Here is a 20,169-nt window from a genome sequence, read left to right on the forward strand (position 1 = left end):
TCCGATGCCGGCAGTTTTGATATCCATGCCTTGTCTAACGGCAACATCCAGTGGCTGGGGCGCATTCTGTTTGATTGCCTGGTGTATCAGGATGAGCAGGGCAACATCAGCCCGTGGCTGGCGCGGTCCTGGGAAATTTCTCCGGACGGCAGGACCTATACCTTTCACCTGCGCGACGACGTGACCTTCAGCGATGGCGAGAAATTCAACGCCGCGGCGCTGCAAACCAACCTTGAACACATGCGCGATCCGGCGACCAAGTCGCCATTGGCGGCGGCTTATATTGCACCGTATCTGGACGGCAAGGTGGTCGATGAATACACCTTCGAAGCCCGTCTGCGTGAACCCTACACGCCTTTCCTCGACGTGCTGGCCCAGTCCTGGCTGGGAATGATTTCGCCCAGGCAGATTCGCGAAGCGCCGAAGACCATTGCCACACAACCGGTCGGCAGCGGCCCGTTCCTGCTGCAAAGCTATACCCGGGATCAGGGCGCGGTTTTTGTTAAACGTTCCGGTTATCACTGGGCGCCGGCGGTCACGCGGCATGTGGGTGCGGCGTATCTGGATCGCATCGAACTCAGTTATGTGCCCGAAGCGATGATCCGCTTCACTTCGCTGGAGTCTGGCCAGTCGGATTTCGCCCTGGATGCGCCCGCGCAGAATGCGGCGGCGATTCGGGCCAATCCCGGGCTGGTGATGCGCAGCCGGATTCGCAAGGGCAATCCGAGCCGCAGCATGACCTTCAACGTCGAGCAGGCGCCCTTTGATGACGTACGGGTTCGGCGCGCGGTGGCCAAGGCGATCGATCGCGAAGGCCTGGCGTGGATCTCCGGCTTTGGCGAATTCCTGAGCAAGGCCGACCTGCTGGCCGCGAATACCCGCTTCTATCAACCCGAGAACAGCGCCCTGGCCTATGACGTTGCCGCCGCCAACGCACTGCTGGACGAAGCGGGCTGGACCGGGCGCGATGCCCAGGGCTATCGCAGCAAAAACGGGCAGCGCCTGCAGGCCACTTTGCTGACCTACGACAACCCGGCCTTTCCGGCCAGTGTGTCGGTGGCGATCCAGGCGGACCTGAAAAAAGTCGGCTTCGACATGCCGATTGAGATGCTGCCGCTGACTCGGGTCACGGAGAAGCGTTATGCCGGGAAATTCCAGGCCATCGCCTCCGGTTACTGGCACACCAACACGCCCGACGGTTTGTTCGTGCTGTATCACAGCCAGTCAATCAGCACCGCCAGACTGATTGGCCAGAACGCCGGACGCTTCCGTGATTCCGAGCTGGATCGGCTGCTCAGCGCGGCGCGGCGCTCCCGGGATCCGGTGGAGCTGCAGACGCTGTATCGCCAGGCGCAACAACGCCTGGTGGAGACGGTGCCGGCGGTGCCTTCAGTGGAAAGCCAGGTGCTGACCGCGTACGGGCAACAGGTCAAGGGCGTGATTTTCGACACGTCCCATAACGTTCCGTTTTTCACCAGCATCTGGCTGGACCGGGGGCAACCATGAACCTGTTCAAGCGAGTTGCCTTGCGCCTGCTGGCCGGTATCGGCGTGCTGTGGGGCGCGGCGACGCTGACGTTTCTGGCGGTGAACTTCAGTGGAGGTGACACGGCGCTGGCGATTCTGGGTGGTCCGGATGCCTTGCCCACCCCGGAGTTGCTGGCACGGGTGCGGGCCGAGTACGGGCTGGATCAGCCGCTGATCGTGCAGTACGGCCATTACCTGCAGCGCCTGGCTCACGGCGACCTGGGTGAGTCCTATCGCCTGCGCATCCCGGTGGCCCGGGCGATTGGCGAGCAGGTCGGTGCAACCCTGCAACTGTCAGTCAGCGCTGCGGTACTGGCAGTGGTGCTGGCGCTGGTCTGCGCGATCCTCACCGCCAACCGTGCGCCCTGGGTTCGCTCGTTTGCGTCGGGCAGCGAACTGGTGATTTCGTCTGCGCCCTCGTTTGTGATCGGCATCGTGCTGTTGCTGGTGTTTTCGTTTCACTGGCATTGGTTGCCGCCGTCCGGTTCGGTGGGCTGGCGCTCGCTGGTCTTGCCATCGGTGGCCCTGGCGTTGCCGGTGGCGGCGGTGCTGACGCAACTGTTGCGCCAGTCTCTGGAAGACACCCTCGAACAACCCTTTATTGCGATGGCCCGCGCCCGTGGGCTGTCCGAGACCGCCGTGCGCCTGCGCCATGCCTTGCGGCATGCGCTGGTGCCCCTGGTGACCCTGGCCGGCTTTGTGTTTGCCAGCCTGCTGGGCGGTGCCGTGGTGATCGAGTTGCTGTTTGCCCGCCAGGGTATCGGCCGCCTGATGCTCGACGCCACCAGCAACAAGGACGTGCCCATGGTGCTGGGGGTGACCCTGCTCGCCGCTGCGGTGTATGTGCTGGTCAACCTCGCCGTGGATTTGATTAACCGCTGGATCGACCCTCGGGCCGATCAAGCGTGAGTGCCTATGAAAAAGGAAAAACCATGAATGCCCCGATTTCTCCTGAAGTAACCGACGCCCTGTTGCGCCAGCGTTTTGCCGACGTGTTTGCGCGCATTGCCGAGACTGCCGTTGTGCGCGAACAGCAGCGCGAGCTGGCCCATGAGGCGGTAGGCTGGCTGCGCGCAGCGGGGTTTGGCGCATTGCGCGTGCCGGTGGCGCAGGGCGGCCTGGGGGCCAGTCTGCCGCAGTTGTTTGGCCTGTTGATCGACCTGGGTGAAGCCGACTCGAACCTGCCGCAAATCGTGCGGGCGCATTTCGGGTTCGTCGAGGGCCGGTTGTCCAGCCGCGATCGCGATTCCCAGGACTACTGGTTCGCCAAGGTGGTCGATGGGCAACTGTGGGGCGCGGCCATGGCCGAGCGCAGCGACACCACGCGCAACTCGGTGACCCTGAGCGCCGTGGAGCCGGGCAATGACCACGCGGGCTGGCTGCTCGATGGCGAGAAGTACTATTGCACCGGCACGCTGTACGCGAACTGGATTGCGGCGGTGGCCCTGGACGGCGATGATTTTGTCAGCGTGGCGGTGCCCACCGATGCGCCGGGAGTGACGGTCGAGGACGACTGGGACGGTTTCGGCCAGCGCCTGACGGGCAGTGGTACCACGCGCTTCCACGGGGTGAAAGTGCCGGCCGCGCACATCGTCCGTCGTTTCAAGAAAGACGAACTACGCGCCGAATCGTACCTGACCGCTTTCTATCAGCTGTTCCACCTCGCCACGCTGGCCGGCATCGCCAATGCGGTGCTGCGTGACGCCACCGGGTTCGTCCAGGGCCGCACCCGCGCCTTTGGCATCCCGGGGCAGTCCAGCCCCAAGGACGATCCGCTGGTGCAGCGGGTGATCGGACGTTTGTCCAGCCTGGCCTATGCCGCTCGTACCCAGGTGCTGGCGGTGGCGCAGGTGCTGCAGGAGGTGCATGACGCCGAGCAGGGCGGGTATGCCAGCGAGCAGCATTACACCGAGGCGGAAATTCGCGCTTATCAGGCGCAGCAGATCGTGCTCGAACAAGTGCTGGAGGCCACTACCTTGCTGTTTGAAGTGGGCGGGGCCTCCGCCACCAGCGAGTCGCGACGCCTTGATCGGCATTGGCGCAATGCCCGCACGCTGGCCTCCCATAACCCGGCGATCCTGCGCGAGCGTGCGCTGGGTAACTACTACCTCAACCACATCAGCCCCAACGCCGCCTGGCGCCAGCTGCAGGCAGCCGATGCCGCGCAGCAGGCCGGCGGCGCCCGTGACGAAGCGAGTGCCGTATGAGCAAAGTATCGAGCAATACCCGTGAAGGACAGATGAGCCTGGGCATGAACATCCTCGGCTTCGGCGCGCACTCGGGCGCCTGGCGTGCGGCCGAAGTGCCCGCCACGGCGTATCTGGACGTGGAGTACTACCGCAACATCGCGCGGATCTCCGAGCGCGGGTGCCTGGATGCGATCTTCCTGGCCGACGGTCCGGCGCTGGGTGGCGATGTCGCCAGCCAGCCCGCCGGGCGCCTGGAGCCGACGGTGTTGCTGACCGCCGTGGCACTCGCCACCCAGCGCATCGGGGTGATCGCCACTGCGTCCAGCACCTATAACGACCCGTTCAACATCGCCCGGCGCTTCGCTTCGCTGGACCATATCAGCGGTGGGCGCGCGGCCTGGAATGTAGTGACCAATGCCGGTGACGCCGCCGCGCAGAACTTCGGTCTCGCCGGTGCGCCCTTGCACGTGGATCGCTACGCCCGCGCCGACGAATTCATCGACGTCACGGTGAAGCTGTGGGACAGCTGGGAAGACGACGCAATCATCGGCGATGCGCGCTCCGGGCGATTTGCCGACCCGGCAAAAGTCCACACCATCGATTTTGTGGGCAAGCACTTCAGCGTCAAGGGCCCCTTGAACGTCCCGCGCTCGCCCCAAGGCCGGCCGGTGCTGGTGCAGGCCGGGTCGTCCGAGGGTGGCAAGGCCCTGGGCTCGCGTTACGCCGATGCGATTTTCACCACCCAGACGACCCTCGAAGACGGGCAGTTTTTCTATCAGGAAATGAAAGAGCGCGCCCTCGGCTGGGGACGCAACCCGCAGCACCTGAAGATCATGCCGGGCCTGTCGACGGTAATCGGCAGTACCGAGGCCGAGGCCAATGCGCGATTTGATGAGCTCAATGCCTGGCACGGCGAACACGGCTTGCTGGAACAGGTAGCGGGGCGGGTCGGCATTGCCGCCAGCGAGCTGGATCCGGACGCGCCGCTGCCGTGGGAGCGCATTGGCGCGGTGGCGGATTTCGAGCGCGGCTCCCAGGGGTTTCTCGAGGCACAGTTGAACCTGGCGCGGCGGGAAAACCTGAGCATTCGCCAATTGTCGCGGCGCATCCTGGTAGGCCATCGGTTGCTGGTGGGCACCCCCGAGCAGGTCGCCGAGACCTTGTCGCACTGGTACCTGGCGCACGCCGCAGACGGCTTCAACATCATGCCGGACATGTTCCCCTCCGGCGTCGAGATCTTCGTCGACGAGGTGGTGCCGCTGCTGCAAAAGCGCGGCCTGTTTCGTCACGAATACACCGGCAGCACCTTGCGCGAGCACCTTGGCTTGCCGTTTCCCGGTAATCAATACGCGCTGCGGGCCTGAGCCTGGGCGTTTCTCTGTTTAAACAAAAGGATGAACCATGCGTTACCGTCAATTAGGCAACAGTGATCTGCAAGTCAGCGTGCTGGGCCTGGGCACCATGACCTGGGGCCACCAGAACAGCGAAAGCGATGCCCACCAGCAGATCGAGCTGGCCCTGGCCGAAGGCATCAATTTCATCGACACCGCCGAGATGTATCCGACGCCGACCCAGGCCGAAACCTGGCGCACTACCGAGCGCTACATCGGCAGCTGGCTGGCCAACAGTGGCCGGCGCGGCGACGTGGTGCTGGCGAGTAAAATCGCCGGTCCCGCGCGGGATCCGGCAGGGCAGAACCATATTCGCGATGGCCTCAGCCGGCATGATCGGCGCAACATCGTCGAGGCCCTGGACGGCAGTCTCAAGCGCCTGCACACCGACTACCTGGACCTGTATCAGCTGCACTGGCCCGATCGCAAGACCAACTTTTTCGGCCAGCGTGAATACCCTTACCAGGACGATGCCGAGAGCGTCGCCATCGAGGAAACCCTCACGGTGCTGGCCGAGCAGGTCAAGGCTGGCAAGGTGCGGCACATTGGCGTGTCCAACGAAACGCCCTGGGGCGTGGCCGAATTTCTCAAGCACAGCGAGCGCCTGGGGCTGCCGCGCATTGTCAGCGTGCAGAACCCCTACAGCCTGCTTAATCGCCTGTACGAGGGCGGCCTGTCGGAGTTCAGTCATCGCGAGGGTGTCGGCCTGCTGGCGTATTCGCCCCTGGCGTTTGGTGCGCTCACCGGCAAGTACCTGGGGGGCGCACGTCCCGAAGGTTCGCGGCTGTCTTCGGTGTATCGCACCTTCAACCGGTATGACAGTGCCTCGGCGCAGGAAGCCATCGCCGGTTATGTGCAGATCGCCAGACAGCACAACCTGAGCGCTGCGCAACTGGCGCTGGCCTATGTCATCGACAAGCCGTTCGTGGCCAGTGCCTTGACCGGGCAAACCAGCCTGGCGCAATTGCGCGACAACCTCGGCGCGCTGGACGTCACGCTCAGTGACGAGGTGCGGGCGCAGGTCCAGGCGATCCACCAGCGAATTCCCAATCCCGCGCCGTGACCCGAGGCGCACGCAGATTGACTTGGCTCGACAAAAGGAAAGGTGAATGGCGCAGACACTTGCGACGGTGATTGTGGGACCGGCAGCGGGCGAGGGTGGTTATCGGCCGCTGCGCCTGGCCAGGCTCGGCCAGGTGCGCCCGGGTCTGTGGCTGGCCGGGCTGTTCGTGCTGCTGTTGCTCCTGGCGGCGGCGATTCCGGGGGCGCTGGCGCCGTTCGACCCGCTGGACGCGTCGGCCCGCCTGGCGTTTCAGCCACCCAGCGAGCTGCATTGGCTGGGCACCGACGAAAATGGCCGGGATGTCCTCAGCCGGTTGATTCACGGGGTGCGCTCGTCGTTGTTCATGGGCTTGGCCGCCACCGCGCTGGGCCTGGCCTGGGGCGCGGTACTGGGCCTGGCGTCGGGGCTTGGGCCGCGCTGGCTGGACGCGGCGCTGATGCGCGGCATTGATGTGCTGCTGGCGTTTCCGGACCTGTTGCTGGCCCTGGTGATCATCACGTTTTTCGGCCAGGGCACGGCCAACCTGATCCTCGCGGTGGGCATTGCCGGGGTGCCCCGTTATGCCCGGCTGGTGCGCGCGCAGACGCTCAATGTGCGCCATGCCGGTTATGTCGAAGCGGCGGTGACCCTCGGCCAGTCGCAGCTGGCGGTGGTGCTGCGGCATGTGCTGCCGAATGCGTTCAAGCCGGTGCTGATCCTCGCCACCATTGGCATTGGCGGGACCATTACCGCCGGAGCCGCCCTGAGCTTCCTCGGCTTTGGCGCGCCGCCGCCCGCGCCGGAGTGGGGCGCGATGATGGCGATCGGTCGCAGCTTCCTGGCGAATGCGCCGTGGCTGGTGGCCTGGCCGGCATTGATCATCACCCTCACCGTCGTCTCCATCAGTGCCATCGGCCGCGAACTGCTGCGTCGCAGCGAAGGAAAACCGCTATGAATGCAAACATCCAGGCCCTCGGCCCGTTGGTTGATATCCGCGACCTGACCGTACGATTCGGTCAGGCGCAACCGGTGCTGCATGGCGTGAGCCTGCAACTGCATCGTGGTGAATGCCTGGCGTTGGTGGGCGAATCGGGCTCGGGCAAAAGCGTGACCGCGCGAACCCTGGCCGGGCTCACCGGCCGGGGCGCGCAGGTACATGCCGCCAAACTGGCGTTCCAGGGCATCGACCTGCGGCAGCTGCACGAGCGCGACTGGCAGCGCTTGCGCGGGGCGAGTATCGGCTTTGTCATGCAGGACGCGCTGGGTGCACTGGACCCGTTGCGTCGGGTGGGCGCCGAGATCGAAGAGCCGCTGCAGCTGCACACGGCATTGGGTCTGGAAGCGCGCCAGCTGCGAGTGCTGGAGCTGCTGCGCGATGTCGGCGTACCCGAACCGGAGCTGCGCGCCCGCCAGTACCCGTGGCAGTTGTCCGGCGGCTTGCGGCAACGGGCGTTGATTGCCTCGGCCATCGCCTGCAATCCACGGCTGATCATTGCCGACGAGCCCACCACGGCCCTGGACGCCACGGTGCAGGCCCAGGTTATCGCCCTGCTGGAAAGCCTGCGCGGCGCGGACAACGCGCTGTTGATGGTCAGTCACGACCTGTCCGTGGTCTCGCGCCTGGCGGATCGGGTGGCGGTGATGCGCCATGGAGTCATCGTCGAGCAGGGCACTGCCGAGCAGGTGCTGCAGGATCCGCAGCATGGGTACACCCAGTCCCTGCTGCGGGCCGCCAGGGCGGTGCACTTCCAGCCGGCGCGCAGGTTGCTCGCGGTGGTGGAGCCCGAGCTTGAACCCCAGGGCGAGGTGTTGCTTGAAGCTCGCGGCCTGAGCAAATCCTTTATTGGCCCGGACCAGCGTCGGCGTACGGTGCTGGACCAGGTGTCGTTGCAGCTGCGTCGTGGCGAGACCCTGGGCATCGTCGGGGAGTCGGGTTCGGGCAAGACGACCTTGACCCGCCTGATCCTCGGGCTGGAAAGCGCCGACGCGGGCGATGTCTGGATCAACGGGCAGCGCTGGGCGGCACTCGATGCCAGGCAAAAGCGCCAGGCGCGGCGTGCGGTACAGGTGGTGTTCCAGGACCCGCTGAACTCCTTCGATCCACGTTACACCGTGCAGCGGGTATTGTTCGAGGCGCTGGCCGTGGCGGGCCTGCCGCGCCGGGACTGGCGCAAGCGGGCCGTGGAGTTGCTCGATCTGGTTCGCCTCGATGCCAGCCTGTTGGCACGTCGGCCGATTGAGCTGTCCGGCGGACAGCGCCAGCGCATCGCAATCGCCCGGGCGCTGGCGTCGCAACCGCAGATTCTGATCTGCGATGAACCGGTGTCGGCGCTGGACGTGTCGGTGCAGGCGCAGATTCTCGAGCTGCTCGACGACCTCAAGCGGCGCCTGGGACTGGCCTGCCTGTTCATCTCCCATGACTTGGGGGTGATCAATCACGTCAGCGAGCGGGTGCTGGTGATGAAGGACGGCGTGGTGGTCGAGTCCGGCTCGGTGCGCACCGTGTTCGACCGCCCCGCACATGCCTACACCCGGGCACTGATCGACGCGATCCCGACCCTGGAAGCCGAACGCGCGCCTGTGGTGTTCTATCTGCAACTGGCGATTTGAGCCGAGGGTCCGGCACTTTCAGATGGGCCAGGATCCAGACTGTGGGAGCTGGCTTGCCTGCGAAGGCGGGCTGGCATCCGCCATTGTTGTCGACTGGCACGCCGCATCGCGAGCAGGCTCACTCCTGCATTACTGACAGCAACTGTTGGCCCATCAACAGCTGCTGGGCACATTGTTCTTTCTGGCCTTGCTCAGAGGCCCGATTCGCGCCGGAAACCCCCTGTTTACTGCCGAAAAAACCCGGCATGCCTTGGGCAATAGCCCTGTTCCCGGACTAGAGGCATCAGGACCCATGCGATTACTTGCCCCTTATTTGCGACCTTACGACCGCCGATCCAGCTTGTCGCTCAAGCATTTGCCCCTCCTTGGATTCGCTGCGATGTGCGGCCTGTTGATGGGTTGCGACCAGGATCAATCCGCTGTTGCCCGCAGCGATCAGCCGGTCAGCGGCGGGACCCTGGTGTACGCCACTGACCGCGAACCCACCTGCCTTGATCCCCATGTGGGCGGGGACATGCCGCAAGTGTTCGTCGCGCAGCAGTACCTCGACTCCCTGGTGTCGATGGATGAAGAAGGCCGCATCGGGCCCTGGCTGGCCAAGCGCTGGGAGGTTTCCGCCGATGGCCTGGCGTACACCTTCCACCTGCGCGATGACGTGCGCTTCACCGACGGCACACCGTTCGATGCGACAGCGGTCAAGGCCAACCTCGATCACATGGCCAACCCGAAGACCCAGTCCAGTACTGCCGGCGGCTACATCCGCCAGTACCGCAGCACCGACGTGGTGGATGCGCACACCGCGGTCGTGCACCTCGCCGCACCCTATGCTGCATTCCTGGAGGTGCTGGCCCAAGGGTTTCTCGGTATCCAGTCGCCCACGGCACTGGCGCGGCCGCGTGATGTGAACTGCGAAAGCCCGGTGGGCAGCGGGCCGTTCAAGGTGGTGCGCTGGGACCGCCAGAGCCAGGTCGAGCTGGCACGCAATGCCGATTACAACTGGGCGCCGCCCACCGCCAAGCACCAGGGCCCGGCGTGGCTCGAGCGTATCGTGTGGAAATTCATTCAGGAGCCGTCGGTGCGTTTTGCTTCGCTGCAAGCCGGCGAGGTGGATGTGATCGAGGCGCTGCCGCCCGAATCCCATGAAGCCGCCCGGCGTAATCCCGACCTGGCGCTGATCATCGCCCAGCGTCCGGGCAACCCCACCAATGGCACGCTGAACATCACCCGCGCGCCGTTCAATGACCTGAAAGTACGCGAGGCGTTTGTGCGCAGTGCCGATGTCGAGGGGGCGTTGAAGAGCGTTTACTTCAATGAGTTTCCCCGGGCAGGGGGCCCGCTCAGTTCGGCCACGCGTTTCTACAGCCCGGACTTCCAGCATGCCCAGGATTACCAACCGGCCAGGGCCGCACGGCTGCTGGACGAAGCCGGCTGGACCACGCGCGATGCCGAGGGCTATCGCACCCGTGACGGCAAGCGCTTGCAGGTACGCGTGATCATGGGCAACCGCACGCCGCCCTCGGAATACACCCTGTGGGAGCAGGTGCAGGCGACCACGCGCCTGGCCGGCTTCGAGCTGATCGTCGAGCAGATGAGCGACGTGCAGAGCACCAAGCGCCAGGCTGACTGGGATTACGACATCCGTCTGGGCTACTGGAACACCAACACCGCCGATGTGCTGCGGATCATCTTCGGCGCCGATTTCATCAGCCCGGCCGGCGTCGGTGGCTATCACCAGAACACCGCCGGCTACACCGATCCGGTGTTCGAAGGCCTGGTGCAGGGCGCCTTGACCACTCAGGACGCCGAACAGCGCCGGGCGTTGTATTACCAGGCACAGCAGCTGGCTTCCAGTCAGTACCTGCAACTGACCACCTACCCGCAGAGCTCGCGCCTGGGCATCTACAAGACCACTCAGGGCGTGCGCCTGGAGCCTTCCCTGGCAGTGACCTACCTCTATGACGCATGGGTGAACAAATGACGAGTGAAACCCTGGCCACTGAACGGCCCAACCCGCGCCGCGAGCGCCTGGTTCGCCTGGGTCGGCGTGCCCTGTGGCGCCTGCTGGGAGGCGTGCTGGTACTGTGGGCGGTCGCCACGCTGACGTTTTTCGCCCTGCGCCTGATGCCGGGGGACCCGGTGCTGGCGATCCTGGGCGGGCCGAGCGGCAATCCAACCGCAGAAACCATTGCCGAGGCCAAACGCGAATATGGCCTGGACAAGCCCCTGGCGGTGCAATACGTGCTGTACCTGGGGCGGTTGGTCCAGGGCGATTTGGGCGTGTCCTATTCCCAGCATTTGCCAGTCACCCGGGTGCTCGCCGAGCAGTCATGGCCGACGCTGGAACTGACCATCACTTCGCTGTTGCTGGCCTGGGTGTTGGTGCTGGCACTCACCGTGCTGACGGCGGGACGCCGGCGCTGGGTGTCGAGCCTGGCTTCCCTGGCCGAAACGCTGTCGGCGGCGCTGCCGCATTTCTGGCTGGGGATCCTGTTGCTGGCGGTGTTCGCCTTCGGCCTGCGCCTGTTCCCGCCAGCCGGCAGCGATGGCTGGCGCACGCTGGTGTTGCCGTCGGTGGCGCTGGCCATTCCGCTGGCCGGATTTATCGCCCAGGTTACCCGCGAGTCGCTGGAAATGACCCTGGATCAACCCTTCGTGCTTACCGCCCGCACCCGCGGCCTGAGCGACACGGCAGTGCGTTTCAGGCACGCATTGCGTCACGCGGTGCTGCCCGGCATCTCGTTGTCGGGCTGGGCCATTGGCGCCCTGATCAGCGGCGCGGTGGTCATCGAGGTGATCTTTTCCCGCAAGGGCCTGGGTCGCCAGTTGTACCAGGCAGTGCAGGCTCAGGACCTGCCGCTGACCATCGGCATCAGCCTGGTGGTCGCCGCCGGATACGTCCTGGCCAACATCCTCGTCGACCTGCTGTACCTGTGGGTCGACCCGCGCCAACAGGAGCAGTCGGCATGAGTGAACTCACCCTCGAAGCAGCGCTGCCCGGCACTCGGGTGCAGCGTAGCGCAGGCAAGTGGCGCCTTGGGCCGTTACTGGCTTTCAGCTTTCTCGCCTTCCTGATCATCGCGGCACTGGTGCCGCAGTGGTTCGCCCACAGCGATCCGTTGGCGATCGTGCCGCACGATGCCTTCCATCCGCCCGGCTGGGCGCACTGGTTCGGCACCGATCAATCCGGGCGCGACATCTTTTCCCGGGTGATCCACGGCACCCGGCAGTCGCTGTTCATTGGCCTGGCCGCCACCGCCCTGGCGATGAGCATTGCCATCGTCCTCGGTCTGCTCGGCGGCCTGGGGGGCGCTTACCTGGATCGCGGCGTCGGCTGGTTGCTGGAAATTCTCTTTGCGTTCCCCAGCCTGATCCTTGCGCTGCTGTTTGTGGCGGTGTTCGGCAGCGGCATTGGCCCACTGATCGTGGCCACCGGGTTGGGCGGGGCGCCTGGCTATGCGCGAATGGTCCGCGGCCAGGTGCTGGCGGTGCGCAATGCCGGGTACATCGAGGCGGCCAAAGCCCTTGGCCATCCACCCCTGCGAATCATCACGCGCCAGCTGCTGCCCAACGCCATGCGCCCGCTGATCGTCACGCTGACCATGGGCGTCGGCCAGGCCATCGTCTGGGCGTCCGCCTTGAGCTTCCTCGGCCTTGGCGCCCGGCCACCGGCGCCGGAGTGGGGGACGATGCTGTCGATGGGCCGCGATTTCATTGCCAATGCCTGGTGGCTGACGTTCTTTCCCGGGCTGTTCATCGTGCTGACCACGCTGTCGACCACGGTCGCTGGCCGTTACCTGCAACAACGCCTGGAGGGCCGTCTGACATGAGTGACAAACATCTGATCGTCGAGGGCCTGTCCATCGAGTTTGCCGGCCAGTCGGTGGTGCGGGATCTGTCGTTCACGTTGGCCCCGGGCAAGACCCTGGCCCTGGTGGGTGAGTCCGGCTCCGGCAAAAGCGTCACCGCCCGCAGCCTGATCGGCCTGGCGGGAGCCGGTGCGCGAGTGAGCGCACGGACCCTGAGTTACGGCGGGCAGGATCTGCTCGGGTTGTCCGAACGCGGCTGGCGCGACTTGCGCGGCAAAGGCATCGGTTTTGTCCTGCAGGACGCGCTGGTGTCGCTGGACCCACTGCGCCCGGTGGGCAAGGAAATTCTCGAGGTGCTCAAGACGCACAACTGGGGTGACCGTCGCAGCCGCGCCGGGCGGGTGATCGAACTGCTGGAAAAAGTCGGTGTGCCCGAACCGCAGCTGCGTGCCCGCCAGCGACCGGATCAGTTGTCCGGCGGCCTGCGTCAGCGCGCCCTGATCGCCAGTGCGCTGGCCCTGAGCCCTGGCCTGGTGATCGCCGACGAGCCGACCACGGCGCTGGATGCCACGGTGCAGGCGCAGATCCTGCAAGTGCTGCAGGAGATCAAGGCGCGCGGCGACTCATTGCTGATCATCAGCCACGACCTGGCCGTGGTCGCGCAGCTGGCCGATGAGGTGCTGGTGCTGCGCCACGGCGAAGTGGTCGAGCAGGGGCCGATGGACCAGGTGCTGCGCCACCCGCGCCATCCCTATACCCGCACCTTGCTCGACGCGGTGCCGGCCGAGCATGCGCGGGGCACGCGGCTGTCGCCGCAGCGCACGGCCGTGGTCGCACCACCCCGGCCGGGCACGGACTCACCCGTGGTGTTGCAAGCCACGCAGTTGGGCAAACGTTACGTGGGGCCTGACCAGCAGTCGCGCCAGGTGGTCGATGGCGTGAGTTTCGAGCTGCGCGCCGGGCGCACCCTGGGCATCGTCGGCGAGTCCGGTTCCGGCAAGACCACCGTGGCCCGCATCGTCCTTGGCCTGCTGGAACCGGATGCCGGCCAGGTGCAATTTCTCGGCCAGCCCTGGTCCGGTGCCGGCACGCAGCGAATCGAAGAACGGCAGCGGCGCCCGCACCGACGGGACATCAGCGTGATCTACCAGGACCCGCTGAGTTCGTTCGACCCGCGCTGGAGCGTCGGGCAAATCCTCGCCGATGCGCTGGATGTCGCCGGCATTGCCACCGCGCAGCACACCGCACGGATCGCAGAATTACTGACCCAGGTGCGCCTGCCCAGGGAGCTGGCCGAGCGTCGCCCCTTGCAGCTGTCGGGCGGCCAGCGCCAGCGCGTGGCCATTGCCCGGGCCATTGCGAGTAACCCGAAAGTGATCATCTGCGACGAACCGGTCTCGGCACTTGATGTGTCGGTCCAGGCCCAGGTGCTCGACCTGCTGGCAGATCTGCAAGCCTCCCTGGGCCTGGCGTATCTGTTTATCTCCCACGACCTTGGGGTGATCCGGCACGTCAGCGATGAAGTGCTGGTGATGCGCCACGGCAAGGTCGTGGAAAGCGCCTCGGTCGAGACGCTCTTTCACAGCCCGCAGCATGAATACACCCAGCGTCTGCTCGGCGCGGTGCCGCGTCTGCCGGGCGCTGGCGTGACCCTGGTCGTGCCGCCACTGGAACCGGAAAACCCGGGGTGGCTGTTCGATGAATCCCGGCTTTGGAAAATCGCCATTTAAGCTCGACTTGAACAAGGAATCGCCATGACTACGTTGACTGCCGTACCCAAGACCCCGGTTGCCTCGGTGGAAGAACTCAATGCCCGGGCGGACGTGTTGCTGCCGCTGATTGCCGCCGGTGCGGCGCAGCGCGAGCGTGAGCGGCAACTGCCTTACGAGGCTGTGGCACAGATCGCCAAGGCGGGGCTGTTCACCACGCGCATCCCGACCCGTTTTGGCGGCGCCGCAGGCTCGGTCAAGGATGTGATCGGCTTGCTGATGCGCATCGCTTCGGCCGACTCCAATGTCGCCCAGGCATTGCGTCCCGGGTTCGGCTTTATCGAGGGCTTGCTGGCGTCTGGTGCGCAGGGCGCGGAGGGCGAGCGCGAACGCTGGTTCGAGCGCTATCTGCAGGGCGCCGTGGTGGGTAATGCCGGTTGGGAAGTCGGTGGCGCCAACGGTTCAATCAGCGCGCGGATCGTGCGCGACGGCGAGCACTATCGGGCCACTGGCAGCAAGTACTACAGCACCGGTTCGTTGTATGCCGACTGGGTCAGCGCCGTCGCCCTGGATGAGAACGAGCAACCGGTGTCGTTCATCCTGCCGCGTGACCGCAAGGGCCTGGAGCTGCTCGATGACTTCGACGCGATGGGCCAGCGCCTGACGGCCAGCGGCACCACTCATCTGCATGATGTACTGGTGCGCTCGGATGAAATCCGCACCCGCACCGTGGAGGAGGGCAAGCGCACGATCGTCACGCCGTTCCTGCAGTTGTTCCTGGCCGCCGTGCAGGCAGGCATCGCGCGCAATGCGCTGAACGATGCCGTGGCCTTTGCCAACGATCACGCGCGCCCGATCAAGCACAGCAGCGCCTCGCGGTCGGTGGATGATCCTTATGTCGAGCTCAGTGTCGGCGACATCTCGGCCCGTGCGTTCACGGCCGAAGCGGTGGTGCTGCGCGCAGCCGAGGCGATCGATCGGGCCTGGGCCGGCGACCTCGATCCCCAGGCGGTGGACCAGGCGGCCATTGCCGTCGCCCAGGCGCAATACATCGCGGCCGAGTCGGCGCTCAAGGCCGCAGAACTGGTGTTCGACGTTGGTGGCGCGTCCACCACCGGCCGCGCGCACAACCTTGACCGCCATTGGCGCAATGCGCGCACCGTGGCCAATCACAACCCGCGGCACTGGAAAGCCGCGGCCGTTGGGGCCTGGCAATTGAAAGGCACGCCACCGCCGACTTCGGGGCTGTTTTAAGCGCGGGGCTGGACTCGCACCATTGAACCGGGCACCGCGTGTGCCCATTTTTGCCTGAAAGCTGCGCGGCCACAGGCGTTATTCAGGAATGCCCTTGGTCATGACTTGGTCCTTTTCATCGCTGCCCCCATCAGATCACCGAAAACTTCACTGGAACGTACAGCACCTGCCGGCGACACCCGGGGCTTTCGTGCGATTTTTCATCGGCAATTTCAAGGGCTGGTACGTGGCGATCCTGCTGCTGCAGATCGCTGCGGTGATCTGCACCCTGTTGATCCCCTGGGGGCTGGGACAGATTACCCGCACCGTCAGCAATGGCCTGGAAGCCGAGCGCGCGTTCGAAGTGTTGCAATGGCCGCTGACACTGTTCGGCGCACTGCTGGTGCTGGAAGTGCTGTTCACTCGGGCCGCTGCCGGTTGCCATATCCACGTCCTGCCGTTGCAGCGGCGCACAGTCACCCATGTGGTGTTTGCCTACTTGCAGAAGCACTCGCACCGTTTTATCAGCAACGAATTCGCAGGTGCCCTGGCGCACCGGGTTTCCGAAATCGCCCTGGGGGTCAACCAGACCCTGAGCATCCTGCTGTTCGATCTGATCCCGTTGCTGGTGACACTGAGCCTGGCCACGGTGCTGTTGTGGACAGCCTCGCCCTTGCTGGCACTGTTCATGGCCGGCTGGTCGCTGCTGTTTATCGCCGTGTGCTACCTGCTGGCCCGGCGTAGCCATCCGCTGGCGCAACAGTACTCCGCGGCGCGCAGCACCAGCTCGGGCAAGGTAGTGGATGCGGTGTCCAACCTGGCTAACATTCGCCTGTTTGCCCGCCACGCTTTCGAGCACGGCTACCTGGGCCGGTTTCTCGACAAGGAAGTGGCGGCGGCCTATCGCTCGCTGGGCTACATGGAAAAGATTCGCTGGTTCCAGACCAGTTGCGGCGTGGTGCTCAAGCTGGGGTTGTTGCTGCTGGCGCTGTACCTGTGGCGCAACCAGCGCATCGACATCGCTGCGTTTGTCATGTCCACCAGCCTGTCACTGCTGATCATCAGCGACGTCGGCAACCTGTCCCGGCGCTTTCTCGAGTTCTTCGAGGCCACTGGCAACATTGCCAATGGGGTGCGCACGCTGATTCGACCCCATGAAGTGATCGACCGGCCCGGTGCCACGGCGTTGCAGGTCAAGCGTGGGGATATCGAGTTTCGCGACGTCGGCTTCAATTACGGTGCCGACCAGCCGATCTTCCAGCGCCTGAATATTTTCATTCCGGCGGGGCAGAAGGTGGGGCTGGTGGGTTCATCGGGCTCGGGAAAGTCCACGCTGCTCAACCTGCTGCTGCGTCTTTACGATGTTCAGCAGGGCGCGGTGCTGATTGATGGCGTCGATGTGCGCGACGCCACGCAACATTCCCTGCACCAGCAAATCGGCCTGATTCCCCAGGAACCCGGGCTGTTCCACCGCAGCATTCGCGAGAACATTCATTACGGGCGCCTGGATGCCTCGATGGAGGAGGTGGCCGAGGCGATTCATCGCGCCGGTGCCAGCGAATTCATCGACAGCATGGAAGACGGTTACGAGTCGCTGGTAGGCGAGCGGGGCGTCAAGTTGTCCGGGGGCCAGCGCCAGCGCATCGCCATTGCCCGGGTGCTGCTCAAGAACGCGCCGATCCTGGTGATGGACGAAGCAACCTCGAGCCTCGATTCGATTACCGAGCGCTTTATCCAGGACAAACTGGACGAAATCATGGGCGACAAGACGGTGCTGGTGGTGGCGCATCGGCTGTCGACCGTCGCGCACCTGGACCGCATCCTGGTGTTCGACAAGGGCCGGGTGATCGAGGACGGCAGCCACGACGAATTGCTGAGTCAGGGCGGGCAGTATTTCCGCTTGTGGAGTCGCCAGTTCAGTGCGCAGGCGGATACCGTGCCGGCCTGACTGTCGGGGGCGCAACAGTGCTTGGACAATCTGTGCTGATCGGTCTCGTTGAATGCACGTATTGGCCTGTTTTTGCTGCGTTTTACCCTGGCACGAAGGCTGCAAAGTCCAGCGGCGAGCGCGACTATACGAATAGATGCTCCAACCCATTAACAGGCCAGGGGTATCCATCAATGCGGGAAAAATTTGAAACACGCGCTCGGCGTTCGGACTCGTTAACGGCGGCATCCAGCCTGGGAATTGTTTGCATGCTGTTCCAGGGCACTGTCGCTGCAGCGCCGACTGATCCGACGCTCGCAACCGTAGTGGTCAACGGCGCCCAGGCCAGCGAAGTGCAGAAAGCCCAAAGAGAGCTGAAAAAAGTCGCCGGGCAAACGGCGGTGGTGGACAACCGCGAGATCGAGCGCGGCCGGGCGGCCAACGCCGAGGACGTGTTGGCGCTGCAACCCGGCGTCTTCGCCCAGGCCACCAGCGGCTCCGGCGCCAACAAGATTTCGATCCGCGGCTCGGGGCTCAACACCTTCTATCAGGGCTACGTGCTGGGGATCAAATTCCTCTACGACGGCCTGCCGCTGACCGGACCTGGCGGCACCCAGGAAGACATGCTCGACATGGCCTCGGTGGATCACACCGAGGTCCTGTACGGCGCCAACGCCTTCAAGTATTCGGCCTTGTCCCTGGGGGGCGCGATCAACTTCGTCAGCAAGACCGGGCGCACCGACCCGGGCAATTACGCGCGCTTCGAAGCCGGCAGCTTTGGTTATCGCAAGCAGCAGCTGAGTACCGGCGGGGTGGTGGACAACAGCGATTACTACGTGAGTGTGTTGCACAACGAGCGCGACGGGTATCAGGACAACACGCCGAACGAAGGGCAGGGCATCGTTGCCAACTTCGGGCATGTATTCAACCCCAAGCTCGAAACCCGCTTCTTCGTGCGTTATCGCGAAGAGACCCTGACCCAGGGCAACACGCTGACCAAGTACCAGCTCAAGCACGACCCCAAAAGCAACAACGTGCCCACCGGCCGGCGCAAGGACGGCTCGACCTTGCTGGGCAGCAAGACCACCTACACCTTCGACGACAACGCCAGGCTGGAAGTGGGCCTGGGCTATAACAACTATCCCTTGTACAACGGCTGGCGCTATTCCGCCACGCCCCAGGACTGGCGCTCAAAGGACATCAGCCTGACCCTGCGCTACCTGCGTACCGGCGATACCTTCCTCGGTCTGCCCAGCGACAGCAGCCTGACCTTCAGCAGTACCCGCGCGTACCTGGCGGATGTCAAATCCCACGCCAGGGGCAGTGGCACACGCCTGCAGGAAACCAACTACACCGGCTCGCGCGACACGGTGTTTTCCCTGGGCAACGAGCTGCAATTGGGTGAGCGCACCTGGCTCTCCAGCGGCCTTTCGTTTATCGATATCAAGCGCAAGGCGCAAATCGAGTACACCACCGGGACCAATACCAGCGAATTTCCCAACGGCGTCGAATACACCGAACACGACATCGCCCCGCGCCTGGGCCTGCGTTATCAGCTGACCCCGGAATTCGAACTGTTTGGCAACGTCAGCCGCTCGATCGATCCGCCGGTCACCTGGCAGCTGGGCAGCACCGGCACTCCCTACATCCGGGACGTGCGGCCACAGAAAGGCAACACGGTGGAATTCGGCATCCGTGGCGGGCACGGAATATTCGACGGCAGCCTGACGGTCTATCGTTCGTGGATCCAGAAAGAGCTGCTGTCGGTGGTCGTGCGCCAGGCGAGCGCCACCCAGGACCAACTGGTGGCGACGTCCAACGGCAGCAAGACCATTCACCAGGGCCTCGAAGCCGGGCTCAATGCGTTGCTGTGGGAAGGGCGCAATGGCGACTCGGTCACCCTGCGCCAGGCCTACACCTTCAACGACTTTCACTACCGCGACGACGCGACCTTCGGCGACAACCAGCTGCCGAGCCTGCCCCGCCAGGTCTATCAGGCCGAACTGCAGTATCGCCAGGACAGCGGCTTCTACGCCCAACTCAACGCCCGCGCCGCTTCCAGTTACTACGTCGACTTCGCCAATACCCTCAGCGCACCCTCGTACACGGTCTGGGGGGCAAAAGTGGGGTACGAGGCGCCAGGCAAGAAGTGGGAGGTGTTCCTCGACGCGCGCAACCTCACCAATGAGCGTTATGCCACGGCGGCGAATACGGCGTATGACGCCAGGGGCAATGACTCGGCGAATTTCTATCCGGGGGATGCGATCAACGTGACCACGGGGGTGGCGTTTCGGTTTTAGCCTGTAAACCCCGCGTACACCCCGGCCCTTGTAGCGAGATGCTCGCTCATCGGTGACGAGCGGTAGTGACCCGGGCGCTCACTATTTTTTGATAGCGGCCGATAACTTGCTTAAGGCGCGGTTGCCTCAACGAATAGCGTGAACCTATGCCTAATGAACTACCTGCTGTCACCTGTGCATCGTCCAACCGCTCAAGCGTAGCGCTGGCCCGTGGCTCGCTGTTCAAGTTTGTCGGCTTGCTGGCGGGGGTGTTTTTCCTGGCCAGCTGCTCGCTCATTTACCTGGCACGTGACCTGGATCGGAACGAAGAAGTCGAGAGTGCCTTCTACACGCGCAAGGCTGTGCAATCGCTGGAAAAGTCCCTGCGCACAACCGTGAAGGACTACGCCTTCTGGGGCGATGCCTACCGGCATTTGCATGTCAAAGTCGATCCCGA

At 64.6% G+C, this 20,169-nt stretch carries 14 protein-coding genes and 1 pseudogene; all 15 read left to right on the top strand.

Going from position 1 to position 20,169, the window contains the following annotated elements; translation table 11 throughout:
* Positions 1–1,506 (top strand): ABC transporter substrate-binding protein (locus tag ABWY06_RS11965; RefSeq protein ID WP_353925795.1); only part of this gene is annotated, 1,506 nt, incomplete at its 5' end.
* Complete coding sequence (locus ABWY06_RS11970) at positions 1,503–2,435, top strand: ABC transporter permease (protein ID WP_122839526.1); 933 nt, start codon at positions 1,503–1,505, stop codon at positions 2,433–2,435. The genes ABWY06_RS11965 and ABWY06_RS11970, both read left to right, overlap by 4 nt.
* Before the next feature lie 23 nt (positions 2,436–2,458).
* Entirely contained in the window at positions 2,459–3,733 is a 1,275-nt protein-coding gene (locus ABWY06_RS11975) for an acyl-CoA dehydrogenase family protein (RefSeq protein WP_353925796.1), read from the top strand.
* A complete protein-coding gene (locus ABWY06_RS11980) occupies positions 3,730–5,079 on the top strand; it encodes an LLM class flavin-dependent oxidoreductase (protein WP_353925797.1) in 1,350 nt (449 codons plus the stop codon). Before ABWY06_RS11975 ends, ABWY06_RS11980 begins: the two co-directional genes overlap by 4 nt.
* A 37-nt stretch (positions 5,080–5,116) precedes the next feature.
* On the top strand, positions 5,117–6,169 hold the full coding sequence (locus tag ABWY06_RS11985; RefSeq protein WP_122839528.1) for an NADP(H)-dependent aldo-keto reductase: 1,053 nt from the start codon (positions 5,117–5,119) through the stop codon (positions 6,167–6,169).
* Between the two features lie 46 nt (positions 6,170–6,215).
* Positions 6,216–7,103, top strand: a complete 888-nt coding sequence (locus ABWY06_RS11990) for an ABC transporter permease (RefSeq protein WP_122839529.1) — start codon at positions 6,216–6,218, stop codon at positions 7,101–7,103.
* The gene (locus ABWY06_RS11995; RefSeq protein WP_353925798.1) at positions 7,100–8,758 is read left to right on the top strand and encodes a dipeptide ABC transporter ATP-binding protein; all 1,659 of its coding nucleotides are present in this window, start codon (positions 7,100–7,102) and stop codon (positions 8,756–8,758) included. Before ABWY06_RS11990 ends, ABWY06_RS11995 begins: the two co-directional genes overlap by 4 nt.
* A 379-nt stretch (positions 8,759–9,137) precedes the next feature.
* A complete protein-coding gene (locus ABWY06_RS12000; RefSeq protein WP_353925799.1) occupies positions 9,138–10,736 on the top strand; it encodes an ABC transporter substrate-binding protein in 1,599 nt (532 codons plus the stop codon).
* Positions 10,733–11,725: an ABC transporter permease gene (locus ABWY06_RS12005; protein ID WP_225568511.1), complete on the top strand. Its 993-nt coding sequence runs from the start codon at positions 10,733–10,735 to the stop codon at positions 11,723–11,725. The genes ABWY06_RS12000 and ABWY06_RS12005 overlap by 4 nt, the downstream gene beginning before the upstream one ends.
* On the top strand, positions 11,722–12,585 hold the full coding sequence (locus ABWY06_RS12010) for an ABC transporter permease (protein ID WP_353925800.1): 864 nt from the start codon (positions 11,722–11,724) through the stop codon (positions 12,583–12,585). The genes ABWY06_RS12005 and ABWY06_RS12010 overlap by 4 nt, the downstream gene beginning before the upstream one ends.
* Positions 12,582–14,294: a dipeptide ABC transporter ATP-binding protein gene (locus tag ABWY06_RS12015; protein WP_122839533.1), complete on the top strand. Its 1,713-nt coding sequence runs from the start codon at positions 12,582–12,584 to the stop codon at positions 14,292–14,294. The genes ABWY06_RS12010 and ABWY06_RS12015 overlap by 4 nt, the downstream gene beginning before the upstream one ends.
* A gap of 24 nt (positions 14,295–14,318) precedes the next feature.
* Positions 14,319–15,527 carry an acyl-CoA dehydrogenase family protein gene (locus ABWY06_RS12020; protein ID WP_353925801.1) on the top strand — a complete coding sequence of 403 codons (1,209 nt, stop codon included), beginning with the start codon at positions 14,319–14,321 and terminating at the stop codon, positions 15,525–15,527.
* A 100-nt stretch (positions 15,528–15,627) separates the two neighbouring features.
* Positions 15,628–17,454 carry an ABC transporter ATP-binding protein gene (locus tag ABWY06_RS12025; RefSeq protein WP_353925802.1) on the top strand — a complete coding sequence of 609 codons (1,827 nt, stop codon included), beginning with the start codon at positions 15,628–15,630 and terminating at the stop codon, positions 17,452–17,454.
* Positions 17,455–17,627: 173 nt separating this feature from the next.
* Entirely contained in the window at positions 17,628–19,733 is a 2,106-nt protein-coding gene (locus tag ABWY06_RS12030) for a TonB-dependent receptor family protein (RefSeq protein WP_353925803.1), read from the top strand.
* Positions 19,734–19,879: 146 nt separating this feature from the next.
* Positions 19,880–20,169: pseudogene (locus tag ABWY06_RS12035) on the top strand (bifunctional diguanylate cyclase/phosphodiesterase); the annotation flags it as partial.

Origin of the sequence: Pseudomonas sp. (assembly GCF_040514055.1) — a bacterium.
In the GTDB taxonomy this organism is placed as follows: Bacteria; Pseudomonadota; Gammaproteobacteria; order Pseudomonadales; family Pseudomonadaceae; genus Aquipseudomonas.

Bases quoted from the DNA above. Each gene is read 5' to 3' on its own strand.
- ABWY06_RS11980 (WP_353925797.1), top strand. From the start codon at position 3,730: ATGAGCAAAGTATCGAGCAATACCCGTGAAGGACAGATGAGCCTGGGC.
- ABWY06_RS11975 (WP_353925796.1), top strand. From the start codon at position 2,459: ATGAATGCCCCGATTTCTCCTGAAGTAACCGACGCCCTGTTGCGCCAG.
- ABWY06_RS11985 (WP_122839528.1), top strand. From the start codon at position 5,117: ATGCGTTACCGTCAATTAGGCAACAGTGATCTGCAAGTCAGCGTGCTG.
- ABWY06_RS12025 (WP_353925802.1), top strand. From the start codon at position 15,628: ATGACTTGGTCCTTTTCATCGCTGCCCCCATCAGATCACCGAAAACTT.
- ABWY06_RS11990 (WP_122839529.1), top strand. From the start codon at position 6,216: ATGGCGCAGACACTTGCGACGGTGATTGTGGGACCGGCAGCGGGCGAG.
- ABWY06_RS12005 (WP_225568511.1), top strand. From the start codon at position 10,733: ATGACGAGTGAAACCCTGGCCACTGAACGGCCCAACCCGCGCCGCGAG.
- ABWY06_RS11995 (WP_353925798.1), top strand. From the start codon at position 7,100: ATGAATGCAAACATCCAGGCCCTCGGCCCGTTGGTTGATATCCGCGAC.
- ABWY06_RS12010 (WP_353925800.1), top strand. From the start codon at position 11,722: ATGAGTGAACTCACCCTCGAAGCAGCGCTGCCCGGCACTCGGGTGCAG.
- ABWY06_RS11970 (WP_122839526.1), top strand. From the start codon at position 1,503: ATGAACCTGTTCAAGCGAGTTGCCTTGCGCCTGCTGGCCGGTATCGGC.
- ABWY06_RS12020 (WP_353925801.1), top strand. From the start codon at position 14,319: ATGACTACGTTGACTGCCGTACCCAAGACCCCGGTTGCCTCGGTGGAA.
- ABWY06_RS12030 (WP_353925803.1), top strand. From the start codon at position 17,628: ATGCGGGAAAAATTTGAAACACGCGCTCGGCGTTCGGACTCGTTAACG.
- ABWY06_RS12015 (WP_122839533.1), top strand. From the start codon at position 12,582: ATGAGTGACAAACATCTGATCGTCGAGGGCCTGTCCATCGAGTTTGCC.
- ABWY06_RS12000 (WP_353925799.1), top strand. From the start codon at position 9,138: ATGTGCGGCCTGTTGATGGGTTGCGACCAGGATCAATCCGCTGTTGCC.